16 protein-coding genes are annotated in these 13,495 nt (G+C 58.7%); 8 read left to right on the forward strand and 8 right to left on the reverse strand.

The window, feature by feature from the left end:
- Positions 1-6 precede the first annotated feature (6 nt).
- Positions 7-930 (reverse strand): LysR family transcriptional regulator, encoded by a 924-nt coding sequence (locus tag KDX39_RS18600; RefSeq protein ID WP_099226057.1) that lies wholly within the window; start codon positions 928-930, stop codon positions 7-9.
- A 67-nt stretch (positions 931-997) separates the two neighbouring features.
- Here KDX39_RS18600 and KDX39_RS18605 point away from each other — a divergent pair, with 67 nt between their 5' ends.
- Positions 998-1,312 (forward strand): 3-phosphoglycerate kinase, encoded by a 315-nt coding sequence (locus tag KDX39_RS18605; RefSeq protein ID WP_180274213.1) that lies wholly within the window; start codon positions 998-1,000, stop codon positions 1,310-1,312.
- Between the two features lie 140 nt (positions 1,313-1,452).
- Positions 1,453-2,052 (forward strand): FMN-dependent NADH-azoreductase, encoded by a 600-nt coding sequence (locus KDX39_RS18610; RefSeq protein ID WP_099226056.1) that lies wholly within the window; start codon positions 1,453-1,455, stop codon positions 2,050-2,052.
- Positions 2,053-2,079: 27 nt separating this feature from the next.
- On the opposite strand, the gene KDX39_RS18615 is transcribed toward KDX39_RS18610, so the two are convergent.
- A complete protein-coding gene (locus tag KDX39_RS18615; RefSeq protein ID WP_099226055.1) occupies positions 2,080-2,814 on the reverse strand; it encodes an SDR family NAD(P)-dependent oxidoreductase in 735 nt (244 codons plus the stop codon).
- A 112-nt stretch (positions 2,815-2,926) separates the two neighbouring features.
- Here KDX39_RS18615 and KDX39_RS18620 point away from each other — a divergent pair, with 112 nt between their 5' ends.
- Positions 2,927-3,499, forward strand: a complete 573-nt coding sequence (locus tag KDX39_RS18620; RefSeq protein ID WP_231661356.1) for a DUF1349 domain-containing protein — start codon at positions 2,927-2,929, stop codon at positions 3,497-3,499.
- 45 nt (positions 3,500-3,544) lie between these two features.
- Here the strand turns inward: KDX39_RS18620 and KDX39_RS18625 are convergent, their stop codons facing one another.
- From KDX39_RS18625 to KDX39_RS18640, 4 genes are all read right to left on the reverse strand, one after another.
- Positions 3,545-4,108 (reverse strand): RNA 2'-phosphotransferase, encoded by a 564-nt coding sequence (locus KDX39_RS18625; protein WP_231661357.1) that lies wholly within the window; start codon positions 4,106-4,108, stop codon positions 3,545-3,547.
- A 63-nt stretch (positions 4,109-4,171) separates the two neighbouring features.
- Positions 4,172-4,480 carry a hypothetical protein gene (locus tag KDX39_RS18630; protein WP_231661358.1) on the reverse strand — a complete coding sequence of 103 codons (309 nt, stop codon included), beginning with the start codon at positions 4,478-4,480 and terminating at the stop codon, positions 4,172-4,174.
- Between the two features lie 16 nt (positions 4,481-4,496).
- Positions 4,497-4,733: a hypothetical protein gene (locus KDX39_RS18635; RefSeq protein WP_099226051.1), complete on the reverse strand. Its 237-nt coding sequence runs from the start codon at positions 4,731-4,733 to the stop codon at positions 4,497-4,499.
- Positions 4,734-4,845: 112 nt separating this feature from the next.
- Positions 4,846-6,105 (reverse strand): mechanosensitive ion channel family protein, encoded by a 1,260-nt coding sequence (locus tag KDX39_RS18640; RefSeq protein ID WP_231661359.1) that lies wholly within the window; start codon positions 6,103-6,105, stop codon positions 4,846-4,848.
- A 470-nt stretch (positions 6,106-6,575) separates the two neighbouring features.
- Between KDX39_RS18640 and KDX39_RS18645 the strand changes: the two genes are divergently transcribed.
- Both KDX39_RS18645 and KDX39_RS18650 read left to right on the forward strand, forming a co-directional pair.
- Positions 6,576-6,749, forward strand: a complete 174-nt coding sequence (locus KDX39_RS18645; protein WP_231661360.1) for a hypothetical protein — start codon at positions 6,576-6,578, stop codon at positions 6,747-6,749.
- Between the two features lie 591 nt (positions 6,750-7,340).
- A complete protein-coding gene (locus tag KDX39_RS18650) occupies positions 7,341-8,450 on the forward strand; it encodes an XAC2610-related protein (RefSeq protein ID WP_231661411.1) in 1,110 nt (369 codons plus the stop codon).
- Between the two features lie 2 nt (positions 8,451-8,452).
- Here KDX39_RS18650 and KDX39_RS18655 read toward each other — a convergent pair whose 3' ends face one another.
- Positions 8,453-9,346 carry a LysR family transcriptional regulator gene (locus tag KDX39_RS18655; protein WP_231661361.1) on the reverse strand — a complete coding sequence of 298 codons (894 nt, stop codon included), beginning with the start codon at positions 9,344-9,346 and terminating at the stop codon, positions 8,453-8,455.
- A 137-nt stretch (positions 9,347-9,483) separates the two neighbouring features.
- On the opposite strand from KDX39_RS18655, the gene KDX39_RS18660 reads away from it, so the two are divergent.
- Both KDX39_RS18660 and KDX39_RS18665 read left to right on the forward strand, forming a co-directional pair.
- Positions 9,484-10,683 carry an MFS transporter gene (locus tag KDX39_RS18660; protein ID WP_231661362.1) on the forward strand — a complete coding sequence of 400 codons (1,200 nt, stop codon included), beginning with the start codon at positions 9,484-9,486 and terminating at the stop codon, positions 10,681-10,683.
- A gap of 46 nt (positions 10,684-10,729) precedes the next feature.
- The gene (locus KDX39_RS18665) at positions 10,730-11,758 is read left to right on the forward strand and encodes an alpha/beta hydrolase (protein WP_231661363.1); all 1,029 of its coding nucleotides are present in this window, start codon (positions 10,730-10,732) and stop codon (positions 11,756-11,758) included.
- Between the two features lie 49 nt (positions 11,759-11,807).
- Here the strand turns inward: KDX39_RS18665 and KDX39_RS18670 are convergent, their stop codons facing one another.
- Entirely contained in the window at positions 11,808-12,296 is a 489-nt protein-coding gene (locus tag KDX39_RS18670; protein WP_231661364.1) for a cyclophilin-like fold protein, read from the reverse strand.
- A 215-nt stretch (positions 12,297-12,511) separates the two neighbouring features.
- Here KDX39_RS18670 and KDX39_RS18675 point away from each other — a divergent pair, with 215 nt between their 5' ends.
- Complete coding sequence (locus tag KDX39_RS18675) at positions 12,512-13,387, forward strand: carboxylate/amino acid/amine transporter (RefSeq protein ID WP_231661365.1); 876 nt, start codon at positions 12,512-12,514, stop codon at positions 13,385-13,387.
- Positions 13,388-13,495: the final 108 nt, after the last annotated feature.

The following is a 13,495-nucleotide window of genomic DNA, read 5'->3' on the forward strand; positions in this document are numbered from 1 at the left end:
TCCGTGTCAGGCTTGCAAGGGTGCTGCAAATGCCGCTGTAAGCGGCGCCGTGTCGAACGTGCGAATCAGGTCGATCAGAATCTGTGTCGCCGGACCCAGCGGTTTGTCTTTGCTGGAGTAAAGATAGAACGAAGGATTGCGACTGCCACCCCGATCCAACGGCAAAACCTTGAGCACGCCGTCCTTGAGCTCGCGTTCGATCAGGTGGCGCGGCAGCCAGGCAAAGCCCAGACCGCTGCTGACAAAGGTTGCCGCGGTGGCGAGGCTGCTGACGGTCCAGCGCTGCTCCGCGCCCAGCCAGCCGACATCGCGGGGTTGCTGGCGGCCTGAGTCGCGAATCACCACCTGTAGCTGGCTTTCCAGATCCTGAAACGTCAGCTCGCGGTTGGCCTGATGCAAGGCATGTTCGGGATGGGCGACGGCGACGAATTCGACGGTACTCATTTCCGCGCCCAGATAACCCGGAATGCTCAGGCCACTGATGGCCAGGTCTGCCACGCCTTCGAGCAACACTTCCTCGACGCCCGACAACACCTCTTCACGCAAACGAACCCGGCAGCCTCGGCTTTGTGGAATGAACGCGGCCAGTGCGCGCACCAGCCGTGCCGAAGGGTAGGCGGCATCGATGACCAGCCGCACCTCGGCCTCCCAGCCCTGTTCCATGTGATGCGCCAGGTCTTCCAGTTGACTGGCCTGTTTGACCAGTTGGCGCGAGCGCCGCAACAGCACGCCGCCTGCATCGGTCAATACGGCCTTGCGGCCATCGATACGCAACAGAGGAACGCCCAGTTGATCCTGCATGCGGGCCACGGTGTAGCTGACTGACGATTGCGAGCGATGCAATGCTTCGGCAGCCTGAGCAAAGCCGCCGTGATCGACCACCGCCTGCAGGGTGCGCCATTGGTCGAGGGTCACGCGGGGCGCTTTCATGCTGTAATTCCTCTTCTCTTTGTTATCCGTTGTTCTACTCTGACAACCCCGTTCCGGAGACTGCCCAATGAAACGAGTGTGTTGTGTGTTGCTGGCCCTGTTGCCACTGACGGCCATTGCCTATCCCATTGAGGTGGAAAAGCAGTACCAGGGCGTGAAGATCGATTACGTGACTCATGATGTCGACCAGGACATCGGTTCCATCTCGGTGAGCAACTTCGGCGATGTAGACGCCAAGTGCGCGGTGGTATTCGTCAACGGTCCCGAGGCGCCACGTACACGACGCGTTCAGGTCGGCGCAGGCAAGCGCGTGGAGGTGACGGCCAAATTCACGCGCAGCATCATCAAGCTGCGCATCAAGCTGGATTGCCAGCCCGCGTGAGCAGGGTGAGAGTAGAGCGCCGTAGTGTATAAAACAAATTTATAGATGGGTTGAAGCAGTTTTTTGCGCTTTTTCATCGATAAGGTCACCTTTAACCTCGGCTCCATCGAATACACACCTCGTTCAATGGAGCTCCACCCATGTCCCGCCTACTTGTCATCGAAAGCAGCGCCCGCCAGCAGGATTCGGTTTCGCGTCAATTGACGCAGCAGTTCCTCAGCCAGTGGCAGTCCGCGCACCCGAATGATGAAGTCACTGTCCGCGACCTGGCCGTCACGCCTGTGCCGCACCTGGATGCCACGCTGCTGGGTGGCTGGATGAAGCCTGCCGATCAGCGTAGCGAGACCGAACAGGCCGCGCTGGAACGCTCCAATACCCTGACCGATGAGCTGATTGCCGCCGACGTGCTGGTGCTGGGCGCGCCGATGTACAACTTCGCGATCCCCAGCACACTCAAGGCCTGGTTCGACCACGTACTGCGCGCCGGTGTGACCTTCAAATACACCGAAACCGGCCCGCAGGGTCTGCTGACCGGCAAGCGCGCGTTCGTTCTCACCGCTCGCGGCGGCATCTATACCGGCAGCAGCCTGGACCATCAGGAACCCTACGTGCGTCAGGTGCTGGCCTTCGTGGGTATTCACGACGTCACCTTCATTCATGCCGAAGGCCTGAACATGGGCGGTGATTTCGTGGAAAAAGGCATGAACCAAGCGCTTGCGAAACTGGCTCAGGTAGCGTGATCGGTCATCAGGCGTTGAAAGGCGGGATCAGACGTGCTGTCCGCCATTCACATGGATTTCCGCGCCGTTGACGTAAGACGCGCCGCTGGTGCAGAGGAAATAGATCAGGGACGCGACCTCTTCCGGTTTGCCCAACCGATGCATCGGGACCAGTCGCTCGACGATTTCCGCAGTGCCGGGAGACAGAATGGAGGTGTCGATCTCGCCCGGCGCTATTGCGTTCACCCTCACCCCGTGCGGTCCGAAGTCATAGGCCATTTCTCGCGTCAGGGCGGACAGCGCGGCCTTGGACGTTGAATAGGCAACCCCGGCAAAGGGATGCACCTTGGAGCCTGCGATCGACGTGACGTTGATGATGCTGCCCTTGGCCGCCTTGAGTTCGTCAAACAGGCCGCGTGCCAGCAGAGCCGTGGAAAACAGGTTGACGTTGAAGACCTTTATCCAGGTGCTGTAATCGGATTCCAGAACACCCATGCGAGCGCCTTCAGGTCCTTTTGGGGAAACCCCCGCATTATTGACCAGCGCATCCAGCCGACCTCCGAGCTTTTCCTTGATGGCTGCCATATTGGCGCTGACGCTGTCGATATCCTCCAGATCAAGATGGATATGGTTGAGCAGCCCTTCAGCCCACGGGCAATCGGCGACCCAGTTCTGGCGGGATGCCGTGAATACCTGCCAGCCCGCTGCGTTGAAATGCTTGACCGTGGCATGGCCGATGCCGCGGCTGGCACCCGTCAGTAAGAGAGTCTTTTTCTCGCTCATGTTCGCGTTCCGCTTCTCGAAGGGTAATGCATCGTCTTTTTAGGCATGCCAGTCTGTCAAGGCTGCTGTTGAACTGTCACATTACCTGTCTCACCTCAGAGAGGAGCCTGTCATGTTCGAAAAAGGTCATTGGCACAACGAGCCAGCCCAATGGCATGTACGCGATGAAAGTCTGAGCGTCACCACTGATCCAGCCACCGACTTCTGGCGGGAAACCCACTACGGCTTTTGCCGCGACAGCGGTCATTTTCTCGGCGTGCCGGTCACCGGCGCGTTCACTGCCCAGGTCCATGTCCAGGGCAACTTCAAGACGCTATATGACCAGGCCGGATTGATGGTCCGCATCGACGAGCGCAATTGGGTGAAAACCGGCGTCGAAGTCAGCGACGGCGTGCTCATGCTGGGCAGCGTGCTGACCCGGGGTCAATCGGACTGGGCGACTGGCTTATTCGAGGAGTCGGCGTCCGGGCTCTGGTTGCGGGTGACAGTGGCTGAGGGCGTGATGCGGATTCAGCATTCCGTGGATGGCGTGCGCTGGCCGTTGCTGCGGCTGGCGCCGTTTCCAGTGGGCGAGTGTCTGGTCGGGCCAATGTGCTGCAGCCCGGAACGGGGCGGACTGGAGGTGGTGTTTTCCGGGTTTGAAGTGGGACCTGCCTTGGGCAAGGAATTGCATGATTTGACGTGAAAAAAGACCTGAGGCGCGTGATCGAGCGGCTGTTCGTCTTCGATTTTACGCCTGTGATTCATCTGCCTCGCTCAAGTGCTTTGCAGGCACTGCATCGACCAGCCAGACACCGTTGTCCGCTTGAAAGAACCGAGCACCGGCCGCTCGCATACCTTGTACGTCAATCTCGAGCAGGACGGGTTTCCCGTAGCGCTTGCCGACGTCCATAGCGGTTTCAGGACGTTCAGTCAGATGGACGTGGTGTCGGCTGCCCGGAATCAGGCCCTGGGTTTTGATAGAAGGCACGAAGCGTTCAGCCGTGCCGTGGTAAAGCCGGTCGGGCGGCGTTTTCTCGACATGCTGCACGTCCACCTGCCCGGAGCTGTGCCCTTGGGCCGCGCGGATGCGCTGACCATCTTCCGACAGCGTGAAACGTTTCTTTTCGTTGGTCTCGACGACTTCACAAAGCATTTCGCGATCAACGTCGTGGCCGTGCTGTCTGGCGTTGCCGAGCAAGGTGTCAACGTCGGTCCAGCCGTCACGATCCAGCGTGATGTCGATGGTTTCCGGCGCGTGGCGCAGCACGTAGCTGAGCAGCTTGCTGATGTCGTCGCGTTGTTTCCTGTTCAAGAACAATATCCTCTTAATAGTGGCAGTCACCTGTGTCGAGATGCATGACCCGCTATCGCCAATCTACAGCGACCGATACCACGTTGCATAAGGCGTGTTATCGACCTTGTACCTGTTGTAGTCCGGCGCACCATCTTCCCACCAAGCCGGCCCCCGTTCACCGAGCGCCACTTTGGCTGCGTCTACGTCTGCTCTGGCTTGACCGAGCTGACCAGCGTCCTGCGCAGCTTTCGCCACTTTCACCGCCCGCCGCGCAGTCATCAGATCATTCACGAGGCGTTGGCGTTCATCCTCACCCAGCGCGGGGTTAGAGCAGCGCCACAGGTGTTCTTTGACGACGAAGTAGCGACCGTCCGGGGTTGTCGGGTTCATGCAGGATACCCAGGCCTTAAACGGTTTTTTCGACGACGCTGATCTGCGTCAGCCCAAGCAGTTCGGCCTTGGCCAGCACTTCGTCAGGCGTCGCGTCGGCGTTGGGCATCATCAGGCTGTTCTCGGCGTCACCGAAATGCAGTTCAAGCAGGTGGAGGGCCGCTTCGTGGGGCTGGAGCCCAGGCTGATCGAGCTCCAGCGTGTGGGTGCGGGGCTCGTCTTTGAAATGGTAATCAAGAAGGTAGGCAGGCATGGCGAAGGCCTCGGCACGGGAGAGGGGGTACAGATCATCCTGACTTGCCGATGGGGCTGTAGTTCAGTGCGTTGCCATCCTGCCACGTGTATGACCAAGTGCCTGCGACCGCTTAATCTCCAGCCCCGCCCAACGCCACCCGCATATCCGCCCCACTCGGCTGCTGATAAAGACTCAATCCAAACTCCGGCATTACCGCGATCAGGTAATCAAAAATATCCCCCTGAATCCGCTCGTAGTCCACCCACACCGTCGTGCGCGTGAAGCAGTAGATCTCGAGCGGGATACCCTGCGATGTGGCTTCCAGCTGCCGGACCATACAGGTCATGCCGGGATTGATCTCGGCGTGGCTTTTCAAATAGGCGAGGGCGTAGGCGCGGAACGTGCCGATGTTGGTCATGCGGCGGCGGTTGGACGAGAGTTCGGCAACATTGCCCTGGGCCTGATTCCAGGCGCGCAGTTCGGCCTGTTTGCGGCCGATGTAGTCGGTCAGCAGGTGGACCTGCATCAGGCGTTGTTCTTCATCGTCGCGCACGAAGCGCACAGCGCTGGCGTCGATGAACAGGCTGCGTTTGATGCGTCGCCCGCCGGATTGCTGCATGCCGCGCCAGTTGCGGAAGGACTCTGACATCAGACGCCAGGTCGGGATGGAGACGATGGTCTTGTCGAAATTCTGCACCTTGACCGTGTGCAGGGTGATGTCGACCACGTCGCCATCGGCACCGACCTGTGGCATCTCGATCCAGTCGCCGACGCGCAGCATGTCGTTGCTGGTCAGTTGCACGCTGGCAACGAAGGACAGCAGCGTGTCCTTGTAGACCAACAGAATGACCGCTGACATCGCGCCCAGACCCGACAGCAGCAACAGTGGCGAGCGGTCGATCAGGGTGGCGACGATGATGATGGCGGCGAAGATGTAGAGGATCATTTTCGCCAACTGCACGTAGCCTTTGATGGAGCGGGTACGGGCGTGTTCGGTGCGGGCGTAGATGTCCAGCAAGGCGTTGAGCAGCGTGCCGATGGTCAGGGTCATGAACAGGATGGTGAAGGCCAGGGCGACATTGGCGATCACGCCTTTGCCCGTGGCGCTCAGGCCAGGGACAAGGTTCAGGCCGAACTGGATGACCACCGACGGCACGATCTGCGCCAGTCGGTGAAATACCTTGTTATGGCGGAAGTCGTTGAGCCAGTGCAAGGCAGGCTGTCGGCCTAGCATCTTCATCGCGTAGAGAATCAGAAAACGCGCCACGCGTCCGAGTACCAGTGCGGCGGTCAGCAGCAGGAACAGCGCCAGACCGGTACGCACCCAGGGATGCTGATCGAGCATGCCCCAGATTTCCTGAGTTCTGAGCCAGAGCGATTGAATGTCCATACTGCCGAAGATCCCGTGAACGAGGTGGGGCCGCGATTAAAGCATTAACCGGGTCAGGTCGGGCAGGGGTGGAAAATGATGAAACATAATGAGTTGTACGAGCTGAGTGGCCGTTTCAATGTCATTGGGTGGCGATGCGGGTCAGGTAAATCGCGGGAACTGACTCCACCGGCCACACCCCACTATCCGCCAGAAAGACCGCCTCCGTGCGTCATGCCCGGCACGTCGATGGCAAGCCTTCGACGGACGTGTGTGCTGAACCGGAAGCGCCGCAACATAAAATTGAATCTGTCGTCTCAGCGACTCTCCTCCCATAGCTCATATGTACTATTGATGTCATCGAGATTCAGGCATCAAATACATTGGCAAGTCCGCATCCGAGCAGCCTGAAATGGTTTAAACCACTTTTACAAGTGGTGAAACATGATCAGGCTCATAGTTGGCTAGGTTATGTGAATTGTGGAGGTTTTATGAAAATCAAAAAGACGCGTCCGTCAAAAATCGGAGCAGCTACAGCCCTTGCGATGGCACTCGCCTTTAGCGGTACTGCCAGTGCCTGGACATTTGAAAATGGTTGGAGCTGCGAGAATAAATGGTATGAGATGGGGCTTATTGAGCTGATTGCTTGTGGTGGCGGAGGCTAGTGTTAAACCTGCCAACGCTTTACGAAGTAGACGTTTGGTTCAGCAATATTTCGGCAGCTATGTCCATTCTGTATCAGCTGCAACAGCCCGTCCCCACCGTCCGTTTGGGGTCGAGCGTTACCTCTCGCGCCCGGTGACGCTCGACCCCAAGCTGCCAATCAAGAAGAGCAGAACGCGGCCAGGAACAGGCATCAGCTATCTGGCAGGGGATTTAGCATCTGCGTCCGGCAAAGCCATCTACCCATCCCTGCAAGGCTAAGACATGGTGTGCACTTAAATTTAAGTGGGCACCAGTTCTAGCCTTTTAAGCGGGTATTTCATGCAGTCAACACGCCGCTCCTATTCAAAGTCTTTCCGAGAATTCGTGTAGTGGATCTACTGATCCGAATACGAAGTTAAGTCTTGTCTCGACCTGAATTAACACCAGCCCTGAAAAGGTCGGCGACTCACGCTCTTCGCGAGCAAGCTCGGCGCTCACAGATAATCCGTTGGCGTTGATGAATAATAAGACATACGCCGCGATATGACGCTAACCATCACACCAAACCCACGTAGACTCGCCATTCCTCAAACAGGATTTTTCCCATGCCGATGTCGAGTATCAACCCTCTGGGTTCATCGCCTGTGGTGCGTTCGGTGGCTATGTTGATCGGGCTGCTGCTGTCTCCACTGGTCAACGCTGCCGATGCGCATAAGGCTTACGGCGAGATGGACGCGGCGGCGTTTGATAAAGCTGCTCGCAAGACCTATGCCTTGCAGGACTTTTCCGACCAATACCGCGCCACGGTGGAAGTGGCGGCCACGGACGAGACTTTTCGCCCCGGTGTGATCAACGTCTACGGCAAGGCCAGTGACAAGCCGCTGATTCGCGTGCAGTCCGATGAGTTGGTGCTCGACACCGATGCGAAGACCGGCAAGGTCAAAGCCAACGTGCAAGAACTGCCGTATGGCGAGCAGAGCGTATTGATCTACAAGGATTTCAACTTCGACGGCATCAAGGATCTGGCCCTTATGGACGGCCAGAACAGCTGTTATCACGGGCCGTCGTTTCAGGTGTTTCTCGGCACGGCGAATGGTTTCAAACACAGCGATTCATTCACCCGGCTTGCGCAAAACAACTGCGGAATGTTCGGGGTGGACGAGAAAAAACGCGAAATCAGCACCATGACCAAAGACGGTTGCTGTTGGCACCAGATGGCGACGTACAGCATTCGAAACGGGGAGCCGTTTCTGGAGACCGAGACGGTCGTCGATCATACAGGCGGCTCGGGTCTGCCTACCGAAACGGTCAGCGTGAACAAGAATGGCAAGAGGGTCAGCACGACTGGCATCGTGTGGGGGGAGGATGATCAGCGTGAGATTCTGCTGTCCTTCAAGCTGGCGCCATCTGCCAAGCGGATCATCCTGTTCCGCTCAGGCACGGGCGGTTCGGTCTATTACGCTGCGGTCGATAACAAGGACCAGGTCGGGTTGCTTTACCCGCAGGCAGACAGCGAGCGCTTTGAATACGACCCTGCGACTCATGCGCTGAGCTTTGTGCGCGGTGACACCACTTACCGCATTCTGGGCGACGCGAAAGGCGCGCCCAAGAGCATGCAGGTGGTGGCGCGTGGCAAGACCACTGAGCTGAAACTGCTTGCCGAGCCCGCGAACGGATCCCTCGACAAGGTCGCTGAAGCCATCAAGGCCAGCGCGGGTTAACGTCAGCCCCGATACCGGATCGCCTCCACAAACGCCGTGAAGGCGGGGGATGCCTGGCGGCGATTGGGGTAGTACAGGTGAAAGCCTTCGAAGTACGGGCTCCAGTCCGTAAGCACCTCCTTGAGGCGTCCGCTGGCCAGATGCGGCCTGGCGAGAAAGTCCGGCACGTAGGCCAGGCCGACGCCGTCGAGCACGGCGTTCATGACGTGGATCATGCTGTTGGAGGTGAATTGGCCGTTGACCCGCGTGTTCAGTTTGCGACCGTCCTTTTCGAACTCCCACGCATAGCAGTTGCCGTTCGGTGAATGGCGGATGTTGATGCAGGTGTGTTGTGTCAGGTCCTGAGGTATCAGAGGCGCGGCATGTTTTTCGAAGTATTCGGGCGTGCCCACGACGGACAGACGCCAGTCCGGGCCGAGGCGTACCGCGATCATGTCCTTGCTGATTGACTCCCCGAGACGTATCCCCGCATCGAAGCGCTCGCTGACGATGTTGGTGAAGCCGTAATCAATGCAGACCTCGACCTGGATGTCGGGGTATTGCGCCAGAAAACCCGCCAGCATTGGACGGATGATGTTTTCGGCTGCGTCATCCGAGCAGGTGACGCGGATCGTGCCAGCTGGTTTGTCGCGCAGTTCGCCCAGCGCCGCCACCTCTGTGGCGATCTGGTCCAGCAGCGGCCCGATGGTGTTCATCAGTTTTTCGCCCGCTTCGGTCGGCGCTACGTTGCGCGTGGTACGCGCCAGCAAGCGGACGCCCATCCTTTCTTCAAGCCCCCGAATGGTATGGCTCAAAGCCGACGCGGTGACGCCAAGCTTTACGGCTGCCTTGGTAAAACTCTGTTCCCGCGCAACGGCGAGGAAGGCTTGCAGGTCATTCATTCGGGGTGTGCTCATTGCTGAGTTTCTCTCACAATCGCATGGAAATTACGGCGTCTAATCATCCTAATCCCTTTGCCCTAACCTGTGCTTCACATTTTTACCGTCGTCAGGCCTGGCGTTCTGACGGCAGTGTTCAAGCAGGTCAGGGGTGCATGAAAACATTTGAATCAACGATAGAGCACAAAGCGGCTGCGGCCCATCCGCCCGCATGGGGTGCGGTCTTTTCGATGGCGCTGTGCGTGGTCGTGCTGATCGCGTCGGAGTTCATGCCGGTCAGCCTGCTGACGCCCATTGCGCAGGACCTGGGCATCAGTCAGGGGCAGGCGGGCCAGGCCATTTCCATTTCCGGTTTCTTCGCAGTGCTGACCAGTCTGCTCAATACGCCGCTGACAGGGCGTTTTGATCGCAAAAAAGTGCTGCTGGGTTTCAGCCTTCTGCTGCTGTTGTCGGGTGTTACGGTGACGTTTGCGCCCAACGGCGTGGTGTTCATGACCGGGCGTGCGCTGTTGGGCGTCGCCATCGGCGGCTTCTGGTCGATGTCGACGGCCACGGTCATGCGGCTGGTGCCCAAAGAATCGGTTGCCAAGGGGTTGGCGCTGATCAATGGCGGTAACGCGCTGGCTGCGACCGTCGCCGCGCCGCTGGGCAGTTTTCTGGGGCAGTACATCGGCTGGCGCGGGGCGTTCTTTCTGGTGATCCCGCTCGCGGTGCTGGCCTTCGCGTGGCAATGGTTGAGCATCCCGGCGCTGAGCAGTGCGCAGAACACCCGGGCGACCAATCCTTTCAAGCTGCTGGGCAACCCGCAGGTGGCCATCGGCATGCTCGCGATCATGTTGCTGTTCATGGGGCAGTTTGCAGTCTTCACCTATTTGCGTCCGTTTCTGGAAAGCGTCACCGGCGTGAGCGTAACCACCTTGTCGCTGATGTTGCTGCTGCTGGGCCTCTGTGGTCTGGCCGGGACCTGGATGATCGGAGGTCTGCTGCAAAAACGCATTTACGCCTGCCTGATCGCGATCCCGCTGGCGATGGCCATGCTGGCTGCATTGCTGATTGCGCTGGGGCATTCACCTGTGGCCGTTGCCATCGTGCTCGGTGTCTGGGGGCTGGTTGCAACGCCTGCACCAGTGGCCTGGGGCCTGTGGCTCAGCCGCACGCTGCCCGACGACGCCGAAGCCGGCGGCGGGTTGATGGTCGCGACCATTCAGATGGCGATCACCGTGGGGGCTGGCGCGGGTGGCGAGTTGTTCGACCATCTGGGTGGGTGGAGCCCGTTCGTATTTGGCGCTGTGGTGTTGTCAGGTTCGGCAGTCTTTGCCTGGGCTGCGATGCGCAATGCCCGATTCAGTGAATGAAGCAATACAGAACCTTTGTTTATCACTCGATTCAGGAAAGACCGCGATGAAGAGATTTCTATTAATGCTTGGGCTTTTAGTGGGCTCATACTCGGCAGTGGGAGCAGACATGTCCAACGGTGCAGACAACTTCTACAAGAGCGACAAGCTCATTCAGCAGAAGGTCACGTTCAACAATCAGTACAAGATGAGGGTGGCCGGAAATCTGTTCATTCCCAAAGGCTGGGACCCCGACAACAAAGCCCCGGCGATTATCGTCGGCCACCCGATGGGTGCGGTGAAAGAGCAGAGCGCCAACCTGTATGCGCAGAAACTGGCGGAACAGGGTTTCGTGACCCTGTCCCTCGACCTGTCCTTCTGGGGCGAAAGTGAAGGCCGACCACGCAACGCGGTATCGCCGGACATCTACGCCGAAGACTTCAGCGCCGCAGTGGACTTCCTCGGCACCCAGACCTTCGTCGACAAGAGCCGCATCGGTGTACTCGGTATCTGCGGCAGCGGCAGTTTCGTGATCAGCGCTGCCAAGATCGACTCGCGCATGAAAGCCATCGCCACGGTCAGCATGTACGACATGGGCGCGGCCAACCGTGACGGGCTCAAGCACTCGCAGACGCTGGAACAAAGAAAGAAAATCATCGCCGAAGCAGCGGCTCAGCGTGACGTGGAATTTGCAGGCGGCGATATCAGGTACACCAGCGGCACCGTCCACGAAATCACTGAAAAATCGCATCCTGTCGAGCGCGAGTTCTACGATTTCTACCGCAAACCGCGTGGCGAGTTCACGCCTGAAGGCCAGTCGCCCAAACTGACCACGCACCCGACGCTGACCAGCAACGTCAAGTTCATGAACTTCTACCCGTTCAATGACATTGCCACGATCTCGCCGCGTCCGATGCTGTTCATCGCAGGCTCCGAAGCGCACTCGCTCGAATTCAGCGAAGAGGCGTACAAGCTGGCCGGTGAGCCCAAGCAACTGGTGATTGTGCCGGGCGCCGGTCACGTCGATCTGTATGATCGGGTCAAACTGATCCCGTTCGACAAACTGACCGACTTCTTCAGGAAAAGCCTGAAGTAACCATCGCGATGCACAGAAAAAGCCCTGTTGAGAAACAGGGCTTTTGCGTTCAGTCCTTGATCCGTTCGAACCTGACGTTCAGCGGACCTGGCTGGCGGATCAGGTCCAGATCCGATTCGAGCGTGCCAAGCCTGATCAGCCCGGGCGAATACTTGAAGCCTTTGTGGAAGATCGCGATATTGCCCCAGGGCGCGTAATAGGCGAAGTCGCCAGCGACCGGCGTGACGCCGGGCGCGGCGCCCTCAGTGCTCAGTTTGCGGGGCAGTACGTTGATCTTCTCGGTCGAAGCATAGTCTTCCAGGGTGACATCGAGTGGCAGCAGGGCGATGAAGTCCCTGGAGGTCCGATTGTCGTCAAGCTTGAATGTCAGGGTCTTGCCATTGGCGAGCATTGCAATGCGCATGGGGTGTTCTCGGGTCGCGTTCCGGTTCGTTTCAGCAAGGGCCGAATGCGGCATCAGCGCAGGCAGCGCGCCGATACACAACAGAGCAGTCAGCAGTTTTTCAGAGCAGCAGGTGCGCAGTGTTTTTCGAGGCATCGGGTTTACGCCTGTGACGACTGAAGCGTGAGCAACGGGAGTGGTGCCAAGCATAGGTCACTCGTCGTCGTTCATTACCTGGCTGGCCTTGCATGGGGATGTGAGCGTTGCTCAGTAATCGACCCTTTCCGGAAGGGCCTTGACCCGTCGTTCACCCCTGTGGACATACCCTCCTGCAACCCGCTATGGTCCCGCCCTTCAAAAAAGGGGCAAGCATGGGCTATCTACTTTTCGTGACGCTGATCCAGGCGTTTTCTTTCAGCCTGATCGGCGTTTATCTGGCAGGCCATGTCGACAGTTATTTCGCGGTGTTGATCCGTGTCGTGCTGGCCGGGCTGGTGTTCATTCCGCTGACCCGCTGGCGGCAGGTCGAGCCTGCGTTCATGCGCGGCATGCTGCTGATCGGTGCGCTGCAGTTCGGCATCACTTACGTCTGTCTGTACCTGAGCTTCAAGGTGCTGACGGTGCCGGAAGTGTTGCTGTTCACCATCCTTACGCCTTTGCACGTGACGCTGATCGAGGACGCCCTGAACCGACGTTTCAACCCGTGGGCCTTGCTCGCCGCACTGGTTGCGGTGCTGGGCGCGGGCGTCATTCGTTATGACGGGCTGGATGGCGACTTCCTGGGCGGTTTCCTGCTGCTGCAACTGGCCAACTTCACTTACGCCGCCGGACAGGTGTTTTACCGGCGTCTGGTGGTGCGGTACCCCAGCGACCTGCCGCACTATCGCCGCTTCGGCTACTTCTATCTGGGTGCGCTGGCGGTGGTGCTGCCTGCGTTTCTCGCTTTTGGCAACCCGCAACGTCTGCCCGAAGACCCGACCCAGTGGAGCGTGTTGCTGTTCCTCGGTCTGTGTTCGACTGCGCTGGGCATGTACTGGTGGAACAAGGGCGCCTGCATGGTTTCAGGTGCCACGCTGGCGGTGTTCAACGTGTTGCATGTGCCGGTCGGACTGCTGATCAACCTGTTGATCTGGAACCAGCACGAGCCCTTGAGCCGATTGTTGATCGGCGGCGTGCTGATTCTGGTGTCGCTGTGGATCAGTCGGTTGGGCTCGCGCCGTGAATCAGTCATAGCAGCAGATCACTGAACACACCTGGAAGGCTCTTTATCCAGACCCTGTCAGCCGGTTAAAGAGCCTTGGGAGCTTACTGATTACTGGACCAACGAAAATGTTCAGTTTTCGGGCTGCGGGTTC

This window comes from Pseudomonas sp. CDFA 610 (assembly GCF_021147865.1).
GTDB classification, from domain to species: domain Bacteria; phylum Pseudomonadota; class Gammaproteobacteria; order Pseudomonadales; family Pseudomonadaceae; genus Aquipseudomonas; species Aquipseudomonas alliivorans.

Excerpts from the sequence above, each read along its gene's own strand:
- KDX39_RS18605 (WP_180274213.1), top strand. The coding sequence starts at position 998 with ATGAAACGAGTGTGTTGTGTGTTGCTGGCCCTGTTGCCACTGACGGCC.
- KDX39_RS18600 (WP_099226057.1), bottom strand. The coding sequence starts at position 930 with ATGAAAGCGCCCCGCGTGACCCTCGACCAATGGCGCACCCTGCAGGCG.
- KDX39_RS18675 (WP_231661365.1), top strand. The coding sequence starts at position 12,512 with ATGGGCTATCTACTTTTCGTGACGCTGATCCAGGCGTTTTCTTTCAGC.
- KDX39_RS18615 (WP_099226055.1), bottom strand. The coding sequence starts at position 2,814 with ATGAGCGAGAAAAAGACTCTCTTACTGACGGGTGCCAGCCGCGGCATC.
- KDX39_RS18630 (WP_231661358.1), bottom strand. The coding sequence starts at position 4,480 with ATGAACCCGACAACCCCGGACGGTCGCTACTTCGTCGTCAAAGAACAC.
- KDX39_RS18620 (WP_231661356.1), top strand. The coding sequence starts at position 2,927 with ATGTTCGAAAAAGGTCATTGGCACAACGAGCCAGCCCAATGGCATGTA.
- KDX39_RS18655 (WP_231661361.1), bottom strand. The coding sequence starts at position 9,346 with ATGAGCACACCCCGAATGAATGACCTGCAAGCCTTCCTCGCCGTTGCG.
- KDX39_RS18670 (WP_231661364.1), bottom strand. The coding sequence starts at position 12,296 with ATGCCTCGAAAAACACTGCGCACCTGCTGCTCTGAAAAACTGCTGACT.
- KDX39_RS18650 (WP_231661411.1), top strand. The coding sequence starts at position 7,341 with ATGTCGAGTATCAACCCTCTGGGTTCATCGCCTGTGGTGCGTTCGGTG.
- KDX39_RS18660 (WP_231661362.1), top strand. The coding sequence starts at position 9,484 with ATGAAAACATTTGAATCAACGATAGAGCACAAAGCGGCTGCGGCCCAT.
- KDX39_RS18645 (WP_231661360.1), top strand. The coding sequence starts at position 6,576 with ATGAAAATCAAAAAGACGCGTCCGTCAAAAATCGGAGCAGCTACAGCC.
- KDX39_RS18665 (WP_231661363.1), top strand. The coding sequence starts at position 10,730 with ATGAAGAGATTTCTATTAATGCTTGGGCTTTTAGTGGGCTCATACTCG.
- KDX39_RS18640 (WP_231661359.1), bottom strand. The coding sequence starts at position 6,105 with ATGGACATTCAATCGCTCTGGCTCAGAACTCAGGAAATCTGGGGCATG.
- KDX39_RS18610 (WP_099226056.1), top strand. The coding sequence starts at position 1,453 with ATGTCCCGCCTACTTGTCATCGAAAGCAGCGCCCGCCAGCAGGATTCG.
- KDX39_RS18635 (WP_099226051.1), bottom strand. The coding sequence starts at position 4,733 with ATGCCTGCCTACCTTCTTGATTACCATTTCAAAGACGAGCCCCGCACC.